Here is a 17,623-nt window from a genome sequence, read left to right on the forward strand (position 1 = left end):
CACCGGGTCCCCGGGGACCCGCACCGGCTCCCCGGGGACCCGCCCGGCCCGGCCACCGAGCCCGGTCGGCCCGCTCCCCCACGCCCCCGTTGTCCACCACGCAGAGGAGTTCACCCATGAAGCTGCTCACCTTCAAGGCCACCACCCACAGCACGACACCGGCACGGATCGGCACGCCGACCGGCTCCGCCGCCATGGAGGCCCTGCTCGGCCGGCCCGGCCCGGTCGAGCTCAAGACGTTCGGCACCCCCTGGGAGGCCAACCTGTCGGGGCTGCTCAACCTGAAGCACCCCAAGGCCGTTCAGGCGGGGCTGACGGACCGCAAGGAGCCGATCCAGATCTACACCCACGTCGTCCTCCACCCCGAGCACGGCTTCTTCCTGGTGGACACCGGCGTCGCCGAGCGCCTCGTGGCCGACCCGGCCGGCGTGGGGGTCGGGGCGATGCTCCGCAAGTACGGCGGCGTCGACAAGATGCGGGCCGAGCCGGGCACCGCGCGGATCATCGCGTCGCAAGGAGTCCCGCTGGCGGGCGTCTTCATGACCCACCTCCACCTCGACCTCCCCCCGGACGTCCCGATCTGCACCGGCGCCCGCGAAGCCGAGGCTTCGCTCTTCCTGAACCTGTTCGCCCAGGGGACCAACAACCACCTTCGCGATCCTCACCCCGGGCACACCACCGGCCACGTCTCCTGCCTCGCCCGCATTACGGCCGGCCCGGCCCTGATGACCGGCGACGTGTGCCACACCCGCTGGGGCTGGGACAACGACGTCGAGCCCGGAACCTTCCTGGCCGAACGGGACGCCAGCCGCGACAGCCTGCTCGCCATGAAGGCCCTGAGCAAGCGGCACCCCGCCATGACCGTGAAGCTGGGCCACCAGCCCTGAGCCGGACGCATGCAGCGCGATCGCCTCGCCGGCCGGTCAAGGACGGCGGCCCTGATCCCGGCGGCCGTGACGGGAACGCCGGCTCCCGCCGCGGCCTGCGGGAACCCGGGAGCGTCGGGCAGGCGTTCCCGGGCCGGTGCGCGGGTGCTCAGGCCGGTTCGGGGACGACCGCCACGGCGCAGGAGCTGTGGTGCAGGACTCCGTGGGCCACACGCCCGAGCTGGAGGCCGGTGTGTCCCGGGTGGCGGCGGGCGCCCACGACGAGGAGGTCGGCGCCCTCGGCGGCGGTCAGGAGCGCTGTGCGGGCGGAGCCCTCGACGGTGCGGCGGCCGACGTCCGCGGGCGCGTCCTTCAGCGCCTGATCGAGGATCTCGACCGCGTGCTGCTCGTGCAGGCGCGCCGGTTCCCCGGCGAGCAGCGGGTGGTCGCTGGATTCGCGGGCGGGGCAGCGCCAGGCGCGTACGGCGTCCAGGGCGGCGTGCCGCAGCCGTGTCTCCTCGACGGCGAAGTCCAGGGCCGCCGAGGCCGTGCCCCGGTCACCGATGCCGACCACCACACGCCCCCGCGGGTCGTGTTCGCCGCGTACGACGATCACCGGGCAGCCGGCCCGGGCGGCGACGGCCAGGCTGACCGAGCCGAGGAGCAGTTCCGCCAGTCCGCCGCGTCCCCGGGTGCCGACGACCAGGAGGGACGCCTCGCGGCCCGCGCGGACGAGCGCGTACTCGGGTTCCTCGGGCAGGACGTCGAGCGAGACCGGGACGTCGGGCCGGCGCAGGGCCGCCCGGCGTTCGGCCGTGCGCAGGATGTCGTCGGCGGCGATGTGTCCGGAGCTTTCGTAGCGCCCCCACAGGAAGGCGTGGACCAGGCGCAGCGGGGCGCCGCGCAGCGCGGCTTCGTCGGCCGCGTAGTCGACGGCGCGCAGGCTGGACGCGGAGCCGTCCACGCCGGCGACGACCGGGAGTGTCATCGTCCTCACCGCCCCGCGCCCAGGTCGAACACGATCCGCGCCGTGACCTCGCCACGCCGTACCGCGTCGATCGCGTCGTTGACGTCGGCCAGCGGACGCGTCTCGTACCGGACCTCGGTACGCCCGGCCGCGTGCAGTCGGAAGACCTCGGCGAGGTCCTGCCGGGTGCCGACGATCGAGCCGATCACGCTGATGCCGTTGAGGACGGTGTCGAAGATCGGCAGGCGGACCGTGCCGTGCGCGGGCAGGGCGACCATGACGAGCTTGCCGCCGCGCCGCAGCCCGGCGCCCACAGCCTCGAAGGCGGCGTCGTTCACCGCGAGGGCGATCGCGGCGTGGGCTCCGCCGTGCCGTTTGAGGACCTCGCCGACGTCCTCCTTGCGGGCGTCGATGACGAGGTCGGCGCCGAGCCGGGCGGCGAGGTCGAGCTTGTCGTCGGTGACGTCGATCGCGGCGACGGTCGCCCCGGCCAGCCTGGCGTACTGCACGGCGAGGTGCCCGAGCCCGCCGACGCCGGAGACGGCGACGAGCTGCGCGGGCCGTACGCCCGCGACCTTGAGGGCCTTGTACGTGGTCACGCCCGCGCAGGTCAGCGGGGCGGCGTCGAACGGCGAGACCCCTTCGGGCACCGGCTGCGCGAAGTCGGCCCAGGCGAGCATCTTCTCCGCGTACCCGCCGTCGCAGCCGTACCCGGTGTTGATCTGCTGCTCGCACAGCGTCTCCCACCCGGACAGGCAGTGCTCGCACCGCCCGCACGCCCGGCCCAGCCACGGTACGGCGACCCGCTGCCCGACCGTGAGCGTGCTGACGCCCTCGCCGAGCGCCTCGACCAGGCCGACGCCCTCGTGTCCGGGGACGAACGGCGGGGTCGGCTTCACCGGCCAGGCGCCGTGCGCGGCGTGGATGTCGGTGTGGCACAGCCCGGACGCCTCGACCCTGACGCGGACCTGGCCGGGGCCGGGCTGCGGGTCGGGGCGTTCCTCGATGACCAGGGGCGCGCCGAAAGCTCGTACGACCGCTGCCTTCATGGGGGATTCCTCTTCTCCGGGGGGTGTGTCAGTCGTGGGGGACGACGGCGACGGGGGCCGCGCAGTGGTGCAGGACGGCGTGGGTGACGTGGCCGATGTGGGTGCCGAAGGGGTTGTGCCGGGCACGGCGTCCGACGACGACCAGGGACGCATCGCGGGCGGCGTCCACGAGCCGGACGGCCGGGTTGCCGTAGCGGACCTGCTCGGTGACCTCCACGCCGGGGTGGTCGCGGCGCCAGGGCTTCAGGACCTCGGCCAGCTTCTCGGCGTCGCCCCGCAGGAGGGCTTCGTGCAGGGTCGGGTCCGCGGGGGTGCCATAGGCGATGTACGGGGGCGGGTTCCAGGCGTGCACCACGCGCAGGGGGACGGCGCGGCGGGCGGCCGTCTCGAAGGCGAAGGTGAGGAGGGTGGCGTCCGGGCGGTCGGTGTCCAGGCCCAGGACGACCGGGCCGGGGGAGATCTGCGGGTCCTTCTTGACGAACACCACGGGGTGCTGGGTGTGGGCCAGGACGCTGAGGCCGACGGAGCCGAGCAGGAAGCCGACGGTCCCGCCGAGTCCGCGTGAGCCCAGGACGAGGAGTTCGGCGTCCTTCGCCGCTTCGATCAGGGCGTCGGCGGGGTGGCCGGTGACCTGCGTGGTGGTCACCTCGACGCCGGGGTGGCGTTCGCGAAGGCCTGCGGCTGCTTCGCGGGGGATGCGGTCGGTCCAGTGCTGGTGGGTCTCGGCGCCCAGGAGCGGGGCCTGTGCCATCGGCGCGGGGACCGGTTCCCAGACCTGGACGAGCGTCAGGGGGAGTCCGAGCGTCGCGGCCCATTCGGCGGCGGCGAGGCTTTCGGGGGAACCGTCGAGACCGACGGTGACGGTACGGGACATGGTGCTCGTCTCCTTGAGGGACGCGGTGGGCGTGCGTTCGCAAGGTGGTGGGTCAGCGGAGCCAGGTGTGGTCGCGGACGAGGGGGAGGCGGGCCCATGCGCGTCCGAGGCCGAGGGCGTCTCCGGCGGCGGCTGCGGCGAGGACGATCAGGACGATCGCGTAGACCAGGTGGTAGTCGGCGAACGGGTTCGTCGACATGCTCGCGGTGCCGTCGGAGAGGTGTTTGGCCGGAGGCCACTCGGCGATCCACATGAACGCCATCAGCGCGGTGCCGGCGACGGCTGCGGCGCGCAGGGCGATCCCGGCGGTCAGGGCGAGGCCGATGCCCAGCAGGGCGAGCATGAACAGCCAGTCCGCCCAGGCGTCCCCGGCCCAGGAGTGGAACGTCGACTCCATCGGTCCGGCGGAGACGTGGGACAGGAACCCCTTCGTCGGGGAGCCCCCGTCGATCCAGCCCTTGCCCGAGGCGGTGGCGTAGCCGAACCCGAAGGTCTTGTCGAGGAACGCCCACAGGAACACGAACCCGGTGACCAGCCGCAACGACGCGAACGCGTACGCGGCCGGGGAGTGTGTGCGTGCGGCCTCACCGGCGCGTGTGCGGAGGAGGGGGAGTCGGTGGAAGTGCTCGTGCACGGCCATGGCGATGGTGTCCCTTCGAGAACGGGCGGGTCGATGTCCGACACGCATCACCCTTCTCTCCCGGCGTCACCACCGCCGGATGCCGAAAGTCCGCCTCCGAGGGCCGACCGGCCCTGTCCTGCGGGACCGTTCGGCGCGATGCTCGCCTCCGGCCCCACCACGGTGGATCATGAGGAATCCCGGCGGAAGGCAGCAGATGCCGAAGGACACACGCGCCCCCCGATGGCACCGGCTGGCGCCCGGTCTCGTCACGCTGCGGGGCTACCGGCGTACGTGGCTGACCGGCGATCTGCTCGCCGGGGTCACGGTGGCCGCGTATCTGGTGCCGCAGGTGATGGCGTACGCGGGGGTGGCGGGGCTGGCGCCGGTCGCCGGGCTGTGGGCGATCCTGCCGGCGCTCGCGCTGTACGCGGTGTTCGGTTCCTCACGGCTGCTGTCGGTGGGCCCGGAGTCGACGACCGCCCTGATGACGGCCACCGTGGTCGCGCCGCTCGCGGCCGGTGATCCCGGGAGGTACGCGTCGCTCGCGGCGGCCCTCGCGGTGACGGTCGGCCTGCTGTGCCTGGCGGCCCGCGCGGTGCGGCTGGGCTTCCTCGCGGACCTGCTGTCGCGCCCGGTCCTCGTCGGCTATCTGACCGGCGTGGCCCTGATCATGATGGTGGACCAGCTGCCGAAGCTGACCGGCGTCCGCACCTCGGGCGAGGAGTTCCTCCCCCAGGTGTGGTCCTTCGTCCGCCACGTCCCGGACGTCCACCCGGCGACGGCGATCCTGTCCGCCGTCGCCCTGGCGCTCCTCCTCCTGGCGGCCCGCTCCCCGCGCCCCGTCCCGGGCCCGCTGCTCGCGGTCGTCCTGTCCACGGCGGCGGTCGCGGTGTTCGGCCTGGACGAGCGGTACGGCCTGAAGGTGATCGGCGAGGTCCCGTCCGGCCTGCCGAGCGTGGCCCTGCCCGGCCTGGGCGGGCTGCCGCACCTGGTCCTGCCCGCGCTGGGCGTGCTGCTGGTCGCCTACACGGACTTCGTGCTGACCGCGCGGGCGTTCAGCGACGGTCCCGGGATCGACGCCGATCAGGAGTTCCTCGCGCTGGGCGCGGCCAACCTCGGTGCGGGCGTCCTGCACGGCTTCCCGGTGTCGAGCAGTGCGAGCCGTACCGCGCTGGCGGCCTCGGCGCGCGCCCGCAGCCAGGCGTACGCGCTGGTCGCGGGTGCGGTGGTGCTGGCCGTGCTGCTGTTCCTGAGTCCGCTGCTGACCCGGATGCCGTCGGCGGTCCTGGGTGCGCTCGTCGTGTACGCGGCGACCCGGATGATCGACCTGGCGGGTTTCCGGCGCCTGGCGTCCTTCCGCCGCCGCGAACTGCTCCTGGCGCTGGGCTGTCTGGCCGGGGTGCTGGCGCTGGACATCCTGTACGGGGTGATCGTGGCCGTCGGGCTGTCGGTGGCAGAGCTGCTGAGCCGGGTGGCGCGTCCGCACGACGCGGTGGAGGGGCTGGTGCCGGGGGTGGCCGGCATGCACGACGTCGACGACTTTCCGCAGGCGCGTACGGTTCCCGGGCTGCTGGTGTACCGCTACGACTCGCCCTTGTTCTTCGCGAACGCGGAGGACTTCCGGCGCCGGGCGCTGGCCGCCGTCGACGAACAGACCGCGCCCGTCCGCTGGTTCGTCCTCAACACGGAGGCCAACGTCGAGGTCGACATCACCGCGCTGGACGCCGTCGACGAGCTGCGCCGTGAACTCGGCCGCCGGGGCGTGGTGTTCGCGCTGGCGCGGGTCAAGCAGGATCTGCTGGCCGACCTGCGGGCCTACGGGCTGGTGGAGTCGGTCGGCGAGGAGCGGATCTTCCCGACGCTGCCGACGGCGGTGGCCGCGTACCGGGCCTGGGAGGCGCGTCAGTAGGCGGGGACCCCGTGCTCGCGGAAGCGGGCGCGGACGCTCTCGGTGAGATCCGGGGCGGGGGCCGGGGTGTCGCGCAGCGGGAAGGGGATGCCGAGGGTGTCGTACTTGTGGGCGCCGAGCTTGTGGAAGGGCAGGACGTCGACGCGGTCCACGGCGCTCAGGCCGGCGACGAAGCGGGCCAGGCCGTCGACGGCGTCGGGGTCGTCGGTCCAGCCGGGGACCAGGACGTATCTGATCCACATCGGGACGCCGAGGCGGTCGAGGCGGGTCGCGAAGGTGAGGGTGGGGGCGAGGGGGGCGCCGGTCAGGCGGCGGTAGGCGGTGATGTCGAAGGACTTGATGTCGAGCAGGACGAGGTCGGTGCGGGCCAGGAGGGTGTCGTCGGCGCGGGCGCCGAGGAAGCCGGACGTGTCGAGGGCGGTGTGCAGGCCGAGCGCCTTGCAGCGGCGCAGGATCTCGCCGGTGAACGCGGACTGGAGGAGCGGTTCGCCGCCGGTGAGGGTGACGCCGCCGCCCGAGGCGGTGAGGAAGGGGCGGTGCTGTTCGATCCTGGCCATCACCTCGTCGACGGTCGTCTCCCGGCCGTCGCGCAGGTGCCAGGTGTCGGGGTTGGCGCAGTACAGGCAGCGCAGCGGGCAGCCGGAGACGAACAGCACGAACCGGGTCCCGGGACCGTCCACGCCGGTGGACAGGTCCCAGGAGTGGATCCGGCCGGTCGTGGCGGTCACAGCGATCCGTGGAAGGTGCGGCTGATCACGTCGAGCTGCTGCTCGCGGGTCAGGCGGACGAAGTTGACGGCGTATCCGGAGACGCGGATGGTGAGGTCCGGGTACTTCTCCGGGTGGTCCATGGCGTCCTGGAGGGTGGCGCGGTCGAGGACGTTGACGTTCATGTGGAAGCCACCGCCGGCCGTGTAGGCGTCGAGGATGCCGACGAGGTTCCCGGCGCGTTCGGCCGGGTTGTGGCCCAGTCCCTCGGGGGTGACGGTCGTGGTGAGGGAGATGCCGTCGCGGGCCTGTTCGTACGGCAGTTTCGCCACCGACAGGGCGGAGGCGGCGACGCCGTGCCGGTCGCGGCCGTTCATCGGGTTGGCGCCGGGCGCGAAGGGCTGTCCGGCGCGGCGGCCGTCGGGGGTGTTGCCGGTGTGCTTGCCGTAGACGACGTTGGAGGTGATCGTCAGGACGGACTGGGTGTGCTCGGCGTTCCGGTACGTGGGGTGGCGGCGCACCTTCGCCATGAACGACTCGACGAGGCCGACGGCGATCCGGTCGGCGCGGTCGTCGTTGTTGCCGTACGCGGGGAAGTCGCCCTCGGTGCGGAAGTCGACGGCGAGGCCGGTGGCGTCCCGGAACACCTTCACCCGGGCGTACTTGACGGCCGAGAGGCTGTCGGCGGCGACCGACAGGCCGGCGATGCCGCAGGCCATGAAGCGGTGCACGGGGTGGTTGTGCAGGGCCATCTCCAGGCGTTCGTAGGCGTACTTGTCGTGCATGTAGTGGATGACGTTCAGGGTGTTGACGTAGGTCTGCGCCAGCCAGTCGAGGACCTTGTCGTACGCCGCGAGCAGTTCCCCGTACTCCAGGTACTCCCCCGTCAGCGCGGGTGTCGGGGGTGCGATCTGGTCGCCGGTCATCTCGTCCCGGCCGCCGTTGACGGCGTACAGGAGGGCCTTGGCGAGGTTGACGCGGGCGCCGAAGAACTGCATCTGGCGGCCGACCGCCATCGCGGAGACGCAGCAGGCGATCGCGGTGTCGTCGCCGGTGTGGGGGCGGGTCAGGTCGTCGGACTCGTACTGGACGGCGCTGGTGTCGATGGAGACCCGCGCGCAGAACTCCTTGAACCCTGCGGGCAGTCGGGGCGACCAGAGCACGGTGAGGTTGGGTTCGGGGGCGGGGCCGAGGTTGTACAGGGTCTGGAGGAAGCGGAAGGAGGTGCGGGTGACCAGGGTGCGGCCGTCGGCGCCCATGCCGCCGATCGACTCCGTCACCCAGGTCGGGTCGCCGGAGAAGAGGGCGTCGTACTCGGGGGTGCGCAGGAAGCGGACGATGCGGAGTTTGATGACGAAGTCGTCGATGAGTTCCTGGGCGCGGGTCTCGTCGAGGACGCCGTCCGCGAGGTCGCGCTGGAGGTAGACGTCGAGGAAGGTGGAGGTGCGGCCCAGCGACATCGCGGCGCCGTTCTGTTCCTTCACCGCCGCGAGGTAGCCGAGGTAGAGCCACTGGACGGCCTCGTGCGCGGTGGCGGCGGGGCGGGAGACGTCGCAGCCGTAGGAGGCGGCCATCGCGGTGAGTTCGCCCAGTGCCCTGATCTGCTCGGCGAGTTCCTCGCGGTCGCGGATGACGTCGGGGCTGGAGGGGCGGGCGTCCAGCAGGGCCCGCTCCGCCTTCTTCGCCTCGGTCAGCCGGCCCGTGCCGTACAGGGCGACGCGCCGGTAGTCGCCGATGATCCGTCCGCGTCCGTAGGCGTCGGGCAGGCCGGTGATGACGCCGGCCCGGCGGGCGGCGCGCATCTCGGGGGTGTACGCGTCGAACACGCCGTCGTTGTGGGTCTTGCGGTACGTCCCGAAGACCTTCGTGACGAACGGGTCGGGCTCGTAGCCGTACGCGCGCAGGCCGTTCTCGACCATGCGCAGGCCGCCGTTGGGCATGATCGCCCGCTTGAGGGGGGCGTCCGTCTGGAGGCCCACGATCAGCTCGCGGTCGCGGTCGATCCAGCCGGGGGCGTGGGAGGTGATCGTCGAGGGGGTGGCGGTGTCGACGTCGAGGACGCCGCGTGCGCGTTCCTCCGGGAACAGGGCGCTGACCTTCTCCCACACGGTCCGGGTGCGGTCGGTGGGCCCGGCCAGGAAGGACGCGTCGCCCTCGTAGGGGGTGTAGTTGGCCTGGATGAAGTCACGGACGTCGACGCGTTCGCGCCAGCCCTTCCCCGCGAAGTCCTGCCAGGCCGCCCGGCCCTGTTCCGCCGTGGTCACGGTCATCGCCGTCCCTCTCCTCGTTCCTCCCGCTGATGTCCTGCGAGTTCGATGGTCCGTCGCCCGTGATCTCCGCGGGAGTGCCGGTCAGGGCCGGGAGAGGGGCCGTTCGGCCCTGGGGCGGCCGGGGACTGGACGAACCGCATTCACCGTGGGTGACGCATTGGCCACAGCTACGGAACCGGTGTCCGCGTCAGGGACAATGTCCGCACGATGACGTCGACGCCCTCCGAACCCGCCCGAGCCGAGTACGCTCCCTTCGCCCATCTCACCGCGCCCAACGCCGCCCTCTACCGCCGGGTGATGCGCGTGTTCCTCACGGCCAAGGAGCGCTTCGCGGTGCACCTGCGGCCCGAGGACGTGCACGCGGCGCTGGAGCCGGAACACCGTCCCGCCGACCAGGACACCGTGGCCAAGGCCCTCGACAGCCTCGTCGGCTGGGGCAATCTGCGGGCGGACCCGGACACGTCCCGGGTGACGGCGGTCGAGGACTTCTACCGCAAGCGCTTCATCTACCAGCTCACCCGGGCCGGCGAGGCCACCGAGCAGGCGCTGTCCGTGTACGACGAGGCGCTGGGGCGGCGCGGCGCACTCCAGGCGGTGGCCCTGCACGACATCGTCACGCAGCTGCGGGCCCTGCTGGTGCTCACCGGTGAGCCGGACGCGGCCAAGGCGCACCTGGCCCTGTCCGCGCTGACCGCCCGGTTCGAGGCGCTGGCGGAGAACGCGCGGGCGTTCATGGGGTCGTTGCAGCGCACGATCGACCTGCACGACGTGGACGTCGAGGTCTTCCTCGCCTACAAGGACCGGCTGATCCAGTACCTGGAACGCTTCATCCAGGACCTGATCACCCTGGGCGGCCGGATCGCCCTGCTCATCGGCGAGCTGGAGGAGCGGGGCCGGGTCGACGCGCTGCTGCGCCTGGCGGCGGCGCGGGAGGCGGCCGACGCCGCTCCGGACGAGGCCGTCGATGCCGAGGCCGGGGCGTACGGGCGGTGGACGGCGAAGTGGTCGGGGCTCGCCGCCTGGTTCGTGTCGGCGGACGGCCGCGAGTCGCAGGCCCGGCTGCTGCGCGGCCGTGCCCTCGGGGCGATACCCCAGCTGCTGTCGGTGGTCCGGCAGCTGAACGAGCGGCGGGCCGGGCGCTCGGACCGCTCGGCGGACTTCCGCGCGCTGGCCCGCTGGTTCGCCGAGGCCCCCGACGACGCGGCACGCCACCGCCTGTGGCGGGCCGCGTTCGGCCTGTACCCGGCACGTCACCTCACCGTCGACGCCGCCACCCTCGACCGGCGCACGGCCCGCCCGGTGGCCGCGTCCACCCCGTGGGCCGAGGCCGAACCGCTGCACATCAGCCCGCAGTTGCGCCGCACGGGCAGCTACGAGCGGCGCGGGAAGGCCCGCCGGGTGCAGGACCGCTCCGCGCAGCGGCACCGCCTGGCCGAGATCGCCGCGCAGCAGACGCGGGAGATCACGGCGGCCCGCGCCCGCCTCGCGACGGACGGCGCCACCCGGCTGTCCGCGCTCGGCGAACTGGACCCGCTCGCCTTCCGCCTCTTCCTCCAGCTGCTGGGTGACGCCCTCGCCACCTGGCGGCCCGGTACGACGACGACCGTGGCGACCAGCAACGACGGCACGATGGAGATCCGGCTCACGGCTCTGCCCGACGGGACGACGGCCGAGATACGCACACCCGGCGGAGTCTTCCGCGGCCCTGACCACACCGTCGAGATCGCCCCTGTGGAAGGACGCCCGTGACCACACCGCTGGGTGAGGTGCTGGAGAACCGGCGCACCGCCGAGTTCCACAAGGCCGCCCGCGCGCTGCTCAAGGAGCCGCTGCTGCTCGCGCACGGCCCGCAGGCGGACGCGTTCCGGCTGGTGCGCCGGCACGCCGCCGACCTGCGCGACTGGTTCGACCGCAACACCGGCTGGCCGCTGCGGGTGGACGCGGAGGCGGCCCGGCTGAGCCGGGCGCCCGGCACCCTGGCCGACCCGACGCATCCGGCGCGCGAGGCGTCCCGGGCCGGCGTCCCCTTCACCCGGCGCCGCTATGTGCTGCTGTGCCTGGCGCTGGCCGCGCTGGAGCGGGGCGAGGCGCAGATCGCGCTGGGGCGGCTCGCCGAACAGGTGGTCCTGGACGCCGCCGATCCTCATCTGGCCGCCGCCGGTATCGCGTTCACGCTGGAGCGCCGCGACGAACGCCTCGACCTCGCGGCAGTGGTCCGCCTGCTCCTGCGCCACGGGGTGCTGCGGCGGGTCGCCGGCGACGAGGACGCCTACGTCAGCGGGGCGGGCGACGTGCTCTACGACGTCCAGCGCCGCGTCCTGGCCGGTCTGCTCGCCGCCCGGCGCGGCCCGTCCCTGATCGGCGCCGGCGGTTTCGAGGACCGGCTGGCCGAGCTGACCGCCGAGAGCGCCCTGGACAGCGACGAACTGCGCTTCCGCGCCGTCCGCCAGCGCCTGACCCGGCGTCTGCTGGACGACCCGGTGCTGTACTACGCCGAGCTCACCGACGAGGAGCTGGCCTACCTGACCCGTCAGCGGGCCTTCATCGCCGCCCGGATCACCGAGCTGACCGGCCTGGTCGCCGAGGTACGGGCCGAGGGGATCGCCATGGTCGACCCGCTGGACGACCTGACCGACGTCCGGATGCCCGAGCAGGGCACCCACGGCCATGTCACCCTGCTGCTCGCCGAGCACCTGGCGGCCTCGGACGGCACGGTGAGCCGGGCCGAGTTGGAGCGCCGGGTGGCGGAACTCGCGGTCGAGCACGGCGGGTTCTGGTCCAAGAGCGCCCGGCAGCCGGGCGCGGAGGGCGAGCTGGTGGAGCTGGCGCTGGCCAAGCTGACCGCGCTCGGTCTGGTCGCCCTCGTCCCCGGGGGCGCTGCCCCGCTGCCGGCGCTGGCCCGGTACGCGGTCGGCGAGACCGTCGTCAAGGAATCCCCACGAAAGGCGCAACGACCGTGACCGCCCTGCCCTCCCCCGCGCCCGGCCGGTGGCGGCCGTTGCGCATCGGCCTGGTGGACCTCTTCTACTACGACACCGAGGAGTTCTGGTTCCGCGACGGGCGGCTGCTGCTGCGCGGCAACAACGGCACCGGCAAGTCGAAGGTCCTGGCGCTGACCCTGCCGTTCCTGCTGGACGGCGATCTGTCCGCGCGCCGGGTGGAGCCCGACGCGGACCCGGGCAAGCGCATGGAGTGGAACCTGCTGCTGGGCGGGCAGCATCCGCACCCCGAGCGGCTCGGCTACACCTGGATCGAGTTCGGCCGCCGCGACGAGACCGACGGGCAAGAGCACTTCCTCACCCTCGCCTGCGGCCTCAAGGCGGTGGCGGGGCGCGGTATCGCCCGCCACTGGTACGCCGTCACCGACCAGCGGATCGGCGCGGACCTCAGCCTGCTCGACGCGACCGGCACCGCGCTGTCGCGCGACCGGCTCGCGGAGGCGCTCGCCGGGCACGGCATGGTGTACGACACGGCCACGGCGTACCGCAGGGCGGTGGACGAGGCCCTGTTCGGGCTGGGTGAGCGCCGGTACGCGGCTCTGGTGGACCTGCTGGTGCAGTTGCGCCAGCCGCAGTTGTCGAAGCGGCCCAACGAGGCGGCGCTGTCGCGTGCCCTGACCGAGGCGCTGCCGCCGATGGACCAGGCGGTGATCGCCGACGTCGCCGAGGCGTTCCGCTCCCTGGACGAGGAGAAGGAGGAGTTGCGGGCGGCCGGTGAGGCGGAGCGGGCGGCCTCCGCGTTCCTGGACCACTACCGCCGTTACGCCCGGGTCGCCGCCCGCCGCCGCGCCCGGCTGCCCCGTCACGAGCACGCCCGCTACGAGCAGTTGGGCCGCGATCTCGCCCAGGCCCAGAGCGACCGGGCGGGGGCCGAGGAGGAGCGGGAGCTGATCGCCGGGCGGATCGCGGACCTGGAGGAGAGCGCCACCCGTCTCGCGGCGCAGGACGCCGCGCTGCGCGAGGGTCCCGAGATGCGCAGTGCCCGGGAGCTGGAGCAGGCAGCGGCCGAGGCCCGCCGTACGGCCGGTGAGCAGCGCCGTGCCGAGGCGGACCGGGAGCAGGCCGCCCAGGCGCACACGCGGGCGCTGGGCCGCTTCGAGACGGCCGGGAGGCGGCTGACAGCGGCCGAAGAGCAGGTCGCGGACACCCTGGGCCGGGCGCGGGAGGCGGCCTCGGCCGCCCGTCTCGACGGCGAGGTGCGCACGGAGGGCGCGCCGGAGCCCGAACTGCGGCGCGTGGCCGAGGAGGCGGTGGCGCGCAGGCGGCGCACCCTCGACCATGTGGAGGAGTTGACGGCGCGTGCCGAGGAGGCGGCGGCCGAGCGGCGTGCCGCCGCCCGCCGTCTGGACGAGGCGCAGAGCGAGGCGGGGCACACCGCGCGGCGGCAGGCGCAGGCGGAGTCGGCCGCGGCCGAGACGGGCCGGGAGCTGGTCGATTCGGTCCGTGAACACCTGGACGTGTGCGAGGAGTTGGCGCCCGCCGATCCGGTGGGCCTGCTGGATTCCCTCCAGGACTGGGTCACGCACCTGCGCGGCCCCTCCCCCGCGCGCGTGCACACCGCCGACGCCCATCGCGCGCGGGCCGCGCACCTGGCCGACGCGGCGGCCTCGCTCGGGCAGCGGCTGGCCGGCCTGGAGGCCCGGCGCGCCGAGGCCGAACGGGAACTGGGCGACCTGGAGGCGGGCGGCCGGCGCGGGCCCGCGGCGCCGCACACCCGTACCCCCGGTGTGCGCGACCGGGCTCCGGGGGCTCCGCTGTGGCGTCTCGTCGACTTCCGTGACCAGGTCGGTGCCGGTGAACGCGCGGGTCTGGAGGCGGCGCTGGAGGCGTCCGGGCTGCTGGACGCCTGGGTGTGCCCGGACGGCACCGCGCTGCGCGGCGACGGGCACGACGTGCTGGTGTCGCCGGGTGACCCGCTTCCCGGGAGCACGCTCGCCGAGGTGCTGCGTCCGGCCGTGGACCACGGTGACGCGCGGGCCGCCGAGGTCGGCGAGCCGACGGTGGCCCGGCTCCTGGCCGCCGTGGGGCTGGGCTCCGGCAGCGCGGGCGACACCTGGGTCGCGACGGACGGCCGTTTCCGGGTCGGCGCCCTGAGGGGCAGTTGGTCGAAGGAGAGTGCCGCGTACGTCGGTGAGGGCGCCCGCGAGGCGGCGCGCCGGGCCCGGATGGCCGTCCTGCGCGAGGAACTCGGCGTCGTCGCGGGCCAGGTGGAGGCGGCGGAGGCGGAGCGGGCCGAGGTGGCCCGCAGCCGCCGGACCCTGGACGCCGAGCTGGCCGCCGTCCCCGACGACGCCGCCCTGCGGCACGCGCACGCGCTGGCCTCGGCCGCGGCGGAGGCCGCCCACCGGGCCCGTGCCCGCCAGGACGAACGCGCCGGGGAACTGGCCGAGGCGGCCGGAGCGGAGGCCGGGGCCGCCACCGAACTCACCGACACGGCCGCCGCCGTGAACCTGCCCGCCGACCGGCCGGGCCTGACGGCTGTGCGCCGGGCACTGGCCGACCACACCGCCGTCCTCGCCGCTCTGTGGCCCGCCCTGCGCGAACGGGCGGACGCCGCACGCGCCGTCGCCGAGGAGCGCGCGGAGGCCGGGCGAGCGGGCGAGCGGGTCGCCGAACTGGCGCTGCGCGCCGAGGAGTCGGCCCGCCTCGCGACCACCGCCGACGAACGGCACACCACGCTGCGGGCCACGGTCGGCACCGCCGTCGCCGAACTGGAACGGCTCCTGGCCGCCACCGCCGAGGCGCTCGCGGCGTGCGAGCGCGACCAGCGCCGCTCCCGCGAGGAGCACACCGCCGCCGGACGCCGCGTCGGGCACGCCGAGGGCCGTATCGAGCAGTTGGCCAAGGACGTGCACGAGGCCGCCGCCTCCCGTGCGGAGGCCGTCGCCGCGCTCCAGCGGTTCGCGGGCACCGGTCTGCTGGCCGTCGCCCTGCCCGAGGTGGCCGTGCCCGCGTCGGACGGCGGGCCGTGGGCGGCGACCCCGGCGATCGCGCTGGCCCGCGCCGTCGAGGCGGACCTGTCGTCCACCGACGACTCCCACGGGGCCTGGGAGCGGGTGCAGAAGCGGCTGAGCGAGGAGTACAAGAAGCTCCAGGACGCCCTCTCGCGCGGCGGCCACACCGCCACCGCGACCATGGTGGAGGACGGCATGGTCGTCGACATCGTCTACCAGGGCCGACGGCGGACGGTCCCCGAGCTGGCCGGGGCCCTCGCCGCCGAGGTGGCCGAGCTGGCGCGCATCCTGTCCGCGCACGAACGCGAGATCCTGGAGACCCACCTGCTGACCGAGGTCGCGGGGACCTTGCAGGAGCTGATCCAGGCGGCCGAGCGGCAGGTGGGAGCGATGAACGCCGAGCTGAAGGAGCGGCCCACGTCCACCGGTATGCGGCTGCGGCTGGTGTGGCGTCCTTCGCGCAAGGCGCCGGCCGGGCTTGAGCAGGCCCGCAAGCGGCTGCGGCAGTCGGCGGACGCGTGGGCGCCCGAGGAGCGGGCGGCGGTCGGGGAGTTCCTCCAGGCCGAGATCGCCCGCCGGCAGAGCGACGACGCGGCGGGCGGCTGGCTGGAGGTGCTCACCGCGGCGCTCGACTACCGTGCCTGGCACGAGTTCGGTGTCGAGCGCGACCAGCACGGCAGCTGGGTGCCCGCCACCGGGCCCGCCTCCGGCGGCGAGCGTGTCCTCGCCATGTCCGTGCCGTTGTTCGCCGCCGCGTCCTCCCACTACGCCACCGCCGCCCCCGACGCCCCGCGCCTGGTCACCCTGGACGAGGCGTTCGCGGGGGTGGACGACGACTCGCGCGCCAAGTGCCTGGGACTGCTGCACGCCTTCGACCTGGACGTGGTCATGACGTCCGAACGCGAATGGGCCTGCTATCCGCAGGTCCCCGGCATCGCCATCGCCCAGCTGTCCCGTGTCGACGAGATCGCCGCGGTCCTGGTGACCCGCTGGGAGTGGGACGGCGCCGAGCGGCTGCGGGGCGCCGAGCCCGAGCACCGGCTCACGGCCGGTGGGGAGCCCGACGCCGACCAGGAGGTGCTGTGGACGTGAGCGCTCGCGACGGCTGCGGCCCGCCGGCCGAGCGCGTCCCCGGCACCGGGTCAAAGCACAGCTTCACGCCCGGCGGGCCCGCGACGGTGGCGGGCATGAGCACCCCCGGCTCTCCCGGCCCGCATGCCGACCGCGACCGCCCCGGCCGGCTGCCGGCCGCCCCCCGCCAGGAAGCGCGGTCCGCATGAGCACGCCCGGCCTCCCCGGCCCGCAGGTCGACCGCGACCGGCTCACCCGGCTGCTGGGCGACCCCGGTCTCGGCTGGCTGGTCGAGCGCGTGCGCCGCCGTCTGGAGCGGGACGAACCTCTCACCGGCCCGGTCACCCTGGCCGCCCCCAGCGCCGCCGAACGGGCCGCCGCCGAGCGCCTGCTGGGCCGCGCCCCGCGCGCCGCGGGCTCGCTGACCGTCCGTCTCGACGCGGTGGACGCCGTCCTGCGCCGCTCCGGCGTCAGCCCCGAGGGCCTCGCCCCGGCCGTGACCGCGCTCACCGGCCCCGTCCCGCGTCTCGCCGACGTCCGCGCCCAGGAGGCGAGCGCCTGGCAGGACGCGTACACCCCGCTCAACGCACTCCCGCCCGAACTCGCCGACTGGGCCGACCGGTTGCGCGGTGAGGGCCTCGTACGCCGCCTCGCGCGCACCCCGCCCACCGCGAAGCAGCTCCTCACCGGCGTCGCGGCAGCCCTGCGGGCACTGCCCGCCGACCCCGCCGTGTCCCTGGCCGCCTTCTCCGCCGGCACGCTCGGTGACGCCCACGCCCTCGACGACGGGACCCCGCTCGCCACCCTCGTCCTGTCCGGCGTCCGTGCCCTGACCGGCTTCCCGGACGGCACCGGAGCCGAGTGGCGCCGTGAGGCGTGGGCGTCGGCCGGTCTGCTGCGGGACGCCCTCTCCTCAACCGTCCTGACCGTGGGCCTGCGCGGCACGCCCGCCCTCGACTGGCTGACCGAAGCGGGCGAACCGGCCGTCCTGACCCTGCGCCAGCTCACCCGCACCCCGCCGAGCACGGCGCCCGCAGTCGTCCACGTCTGCGAGAACCCGGCCGTCCTCGCCACCGCCGCCGACACCCACGGCCCGGCATGCCCGCCCCTGGTCTGCCTCCAGGGCCAGCCCTCGGCCGCCGCCCTCGCCCTGCTGCGCCACCTCCACGCCCAGGGCTCCCGCCTCCGCTACCACGGCGACTTCGACTGGGGCGGCCTGCGCATCGCCCGCGCCCTGCTGGGCCGCGTCCCCTTCAGCCCCTGGCGCTACACCGCCGCCGACTACCGCGCCGCAGCCGCCGCCGCTCCCCTGGCCCCGCCCCTGACCGGCCTGTC

The 17,623-nt window shown here is 74.6% G+C and carries 12 protein-coding genes; 6 read left to right on the forward strand and 6 right to left on the reverse strand.

The genetic code is table 11. The features are described from left to right. Positions 1–116: 116 nt before the first annotated feature. Positions 117–887, forward strand: a complete 771-nt coding sequence (locus tag AOK24_RS25435) for an MBL fold metallo-hydrolase (protein WP_055722399.1) — start codon at positions 117–119, stop codon at positions 885–887. Between the two features lie 148 nt (positions 888–1,035). Here AOK24_RS25435 and AOK24_RS25440 read toward each other — a convergent pair whose 3' ends face one another. Genes AOK24_RS25440 through AOK24_RS25455 form a run of 4 tightly spaced genes read right to left on the reverse strand, consistent with a single transcriptional unit; the run spans position 1,036 to position 4,396 of the window. Further along, positions 1,036–1,854 carry a universal stress protein gene (locus tag AOK24_RS25440; RefSeq protein WP_055722400.1) on the reverse strand — a complete coding sequence of 273 codons (819 nt, stop codon included), beginning with the start codon at positions 1,852–1,854 and terminating at the stop codon, positions 1,036–1,038. Between the two features lie 5 nt (positions 1,855–1,859). Continuing rightward, positions 1,860–2,882, reverse strand: a complete 1,023-nt coding sequence (locus AOK24_RS25445) for a zinc-dependent alcohol dehydrogenase (RefSeq protein ID WP_055722401.1) — start codon at positions 2,880–2,882, stop codon at positions 1,860–1,862. 28 nt (positions 2,883–2,910) lie between these two features. Further along, on the reverse strand, positions 2,911–3,756 hold the full coding sequence (locus AOK24_RS25450) for a universal stress protein (RefSeq protein WP_055722402.1): 846 nt from the start codon (positions 3,754–3,756) through the stop codon (positions 2,911–2,913). 52 nt (positions 3,757–3,808) lie between these two features. Next, positions 3,809–4,396, reverse strand: a complete 588-nt coding sequence (locus tag AOK24_RS25455) for a hypothetical protein (protein ID WP_055722403.1) — start codon at positions 4,394–4,396, stop codon at positions 3,809–3,811. Between the two features lie 196 nt (positions 4,397–4,592). On the opposite strand from AOK24_RS25455, the gene AOK24_RS25460 reads away from it, so the two are divergent. Next, the gene (locus AOK24_RS25460) at positions 4,593–6,287 is read left to right on the forward strand and encodes a SulP family inorganic anion transporter (RefSeq protein ID WP_055722404.1); all 1,695 of its coding nucleotides are present in this window, start codon (positions 4,593–4,595) and stop codon (positions 6,285–6,287) included. Here AOK24_RS25460 and pflA read toward each other — a convergent pair. Continuing rightward, the gene (pflA, locus tag AOK24_RS25465) at positions 6,281–7,015 is read right to left on the reverse strand and encodes a pyruvate formate-lyase-activating protein (protein ID WP_055722405.1); all 735 of its coding nucleotides are present in this window, start codon (positions 7,013–7,015) and stop codon (positions 6,281–6,283) included. The two genes, AOK24_RS25460 and pflA, sit on opposite strands and share 7 nt — an antisense overlap. Beyond that, positions 7,012–9,264, reverse strand: coding sequence for a formate C-acetyltransferase (gene pflB / locus AOK24_RS25470; RefSeq protein ID WP_055722406.1), 2,253 nt, complete (start codon positions 9,262–9,264; stop codon positions 7,012–7,014). Before pflB ends, pflA begins: the two co-directional genes overlap by 4 nt. A 207-nt stretch (positions 9,265–9,471) precedes the next feature. Here pflB and AOK24_RS25475 point away from each other — a divergent pair, with 207 nt between their 5' ends. The 4 genes from AOK24_RS25475 to AOK24_RS25490 all read left to right on the forward strand — a co-directional run. Beyond that, complete coding sequence (locus AOK24_RS25475) at positions 9,472–11,013, forward strand: TIGR02677 family protein (RefSeq protein ID WP_055722407.1); 1,542 nt, start codon at positions 9,472–9,474, stop codon at positions 11,011–11,013. Next, positions 11,010–12,224, forward strand: coding sequence for a TIGR02678 family protein (locus AOK24_RS25480; RefSeq protein WP_055722408.1), 1,215 nt, complete (start codon positions 11,010–11,012; stop codon positions 12,222–12,224). Before AOK24_RS25475 ends, AOK24_RS25480 begins: the two co-directional genes overlap by 4 nt. After that, a complete protein-coding gene (locus AOK24_RS25485; RefSeq protein WP_055722409.1) occupies positions 12,221–16,309 on the forward strand; it encodes a TIGR02680 family protein in 4,089 nt (1,362 codons plus the stop codon). Before AOK24_RS25480 ends, AOK24_RS25485 begins: the two co-directional genes overlap by 4 nt. A gap of 184 nt (positions 16,310–16,493) precedes the next feature. Then, the coding region (locus tag AOK24_RS25490) for a TIGR02679 family protein (RefSeq protein ID WP_055722410.1) at positions 16,494–17,623 on the forward strand (1,130 nt) is incomplete at its 3' end.

Source organism: Streptomyces niveiscabiei, from assembly GCF_001419795.1.
GTDB classification, from domain to species: Bacteria; Actinomycetota; Actinomycetes; order Streptomycetales; family Streptomycetaceae; genus Streptomyces; species Streptomyces niveiscabiei.

Bases quoted from the DNA above. Each gene is read 5' to 3' on its own strand.
- AOK24_RS25475 (WP_055722407.1), top strand. From the start codon at position 9,472: ATGACGTCGACGCCCTCCGAACCCGCCCGAGCCGAGTACGCTCCCTTC.
- AOK24_RS25440 (WP_055722400.1), bottom strand. From the start codon at position 1,854: ATGACACTCCCGGTCGTCGCCGGCGTGGACGGCTCCGCGTCCAGCCTG.
- pflB (WP_055722406.1), bottom strand. From the start codon at position 9,264: ATGACCGTGACCACGGCGGAACAGGGCCGGGCGGCCTGGCAGGACTTC.
- AOK24_RS25445 (WP_055722401.1), bottom strand. From the start codon at position 2,882: ATGAAGGCAGCGGTCGTACGAGCTTTCGGCGCGCCCCTGGTCATCGAG.
- AOK24_RS25460 (WP_055722404.1), top strand. From the start codon at position 4,593: ATGCCGAAGGACACACGCGCCCCCCGATGGCACCGGCTGGCGCCCGGT.
- AOK24_RS25455 (WP_055722403.1), bottom strand. From the start codon at position 4,396: ATGGCCGTGCACGAGCACTTCCACCGACTCCCCCTCCTCCGCACACGC.
- AOK24_RS25435 (WP_055722399.1), top strand. From the start codon at position 117: ATGAAGCTGCTCACCTTCAAGGCCACCACCCACAGCACGACACCGGCA.
- AOK24_RS25450 (WP_055722402.1), bottom strand. From the start codon at position 3,756: ATGTCCCGTACCGTCACCGTCGGTCTCGACGGTTCCCCCGAAAGCCTC.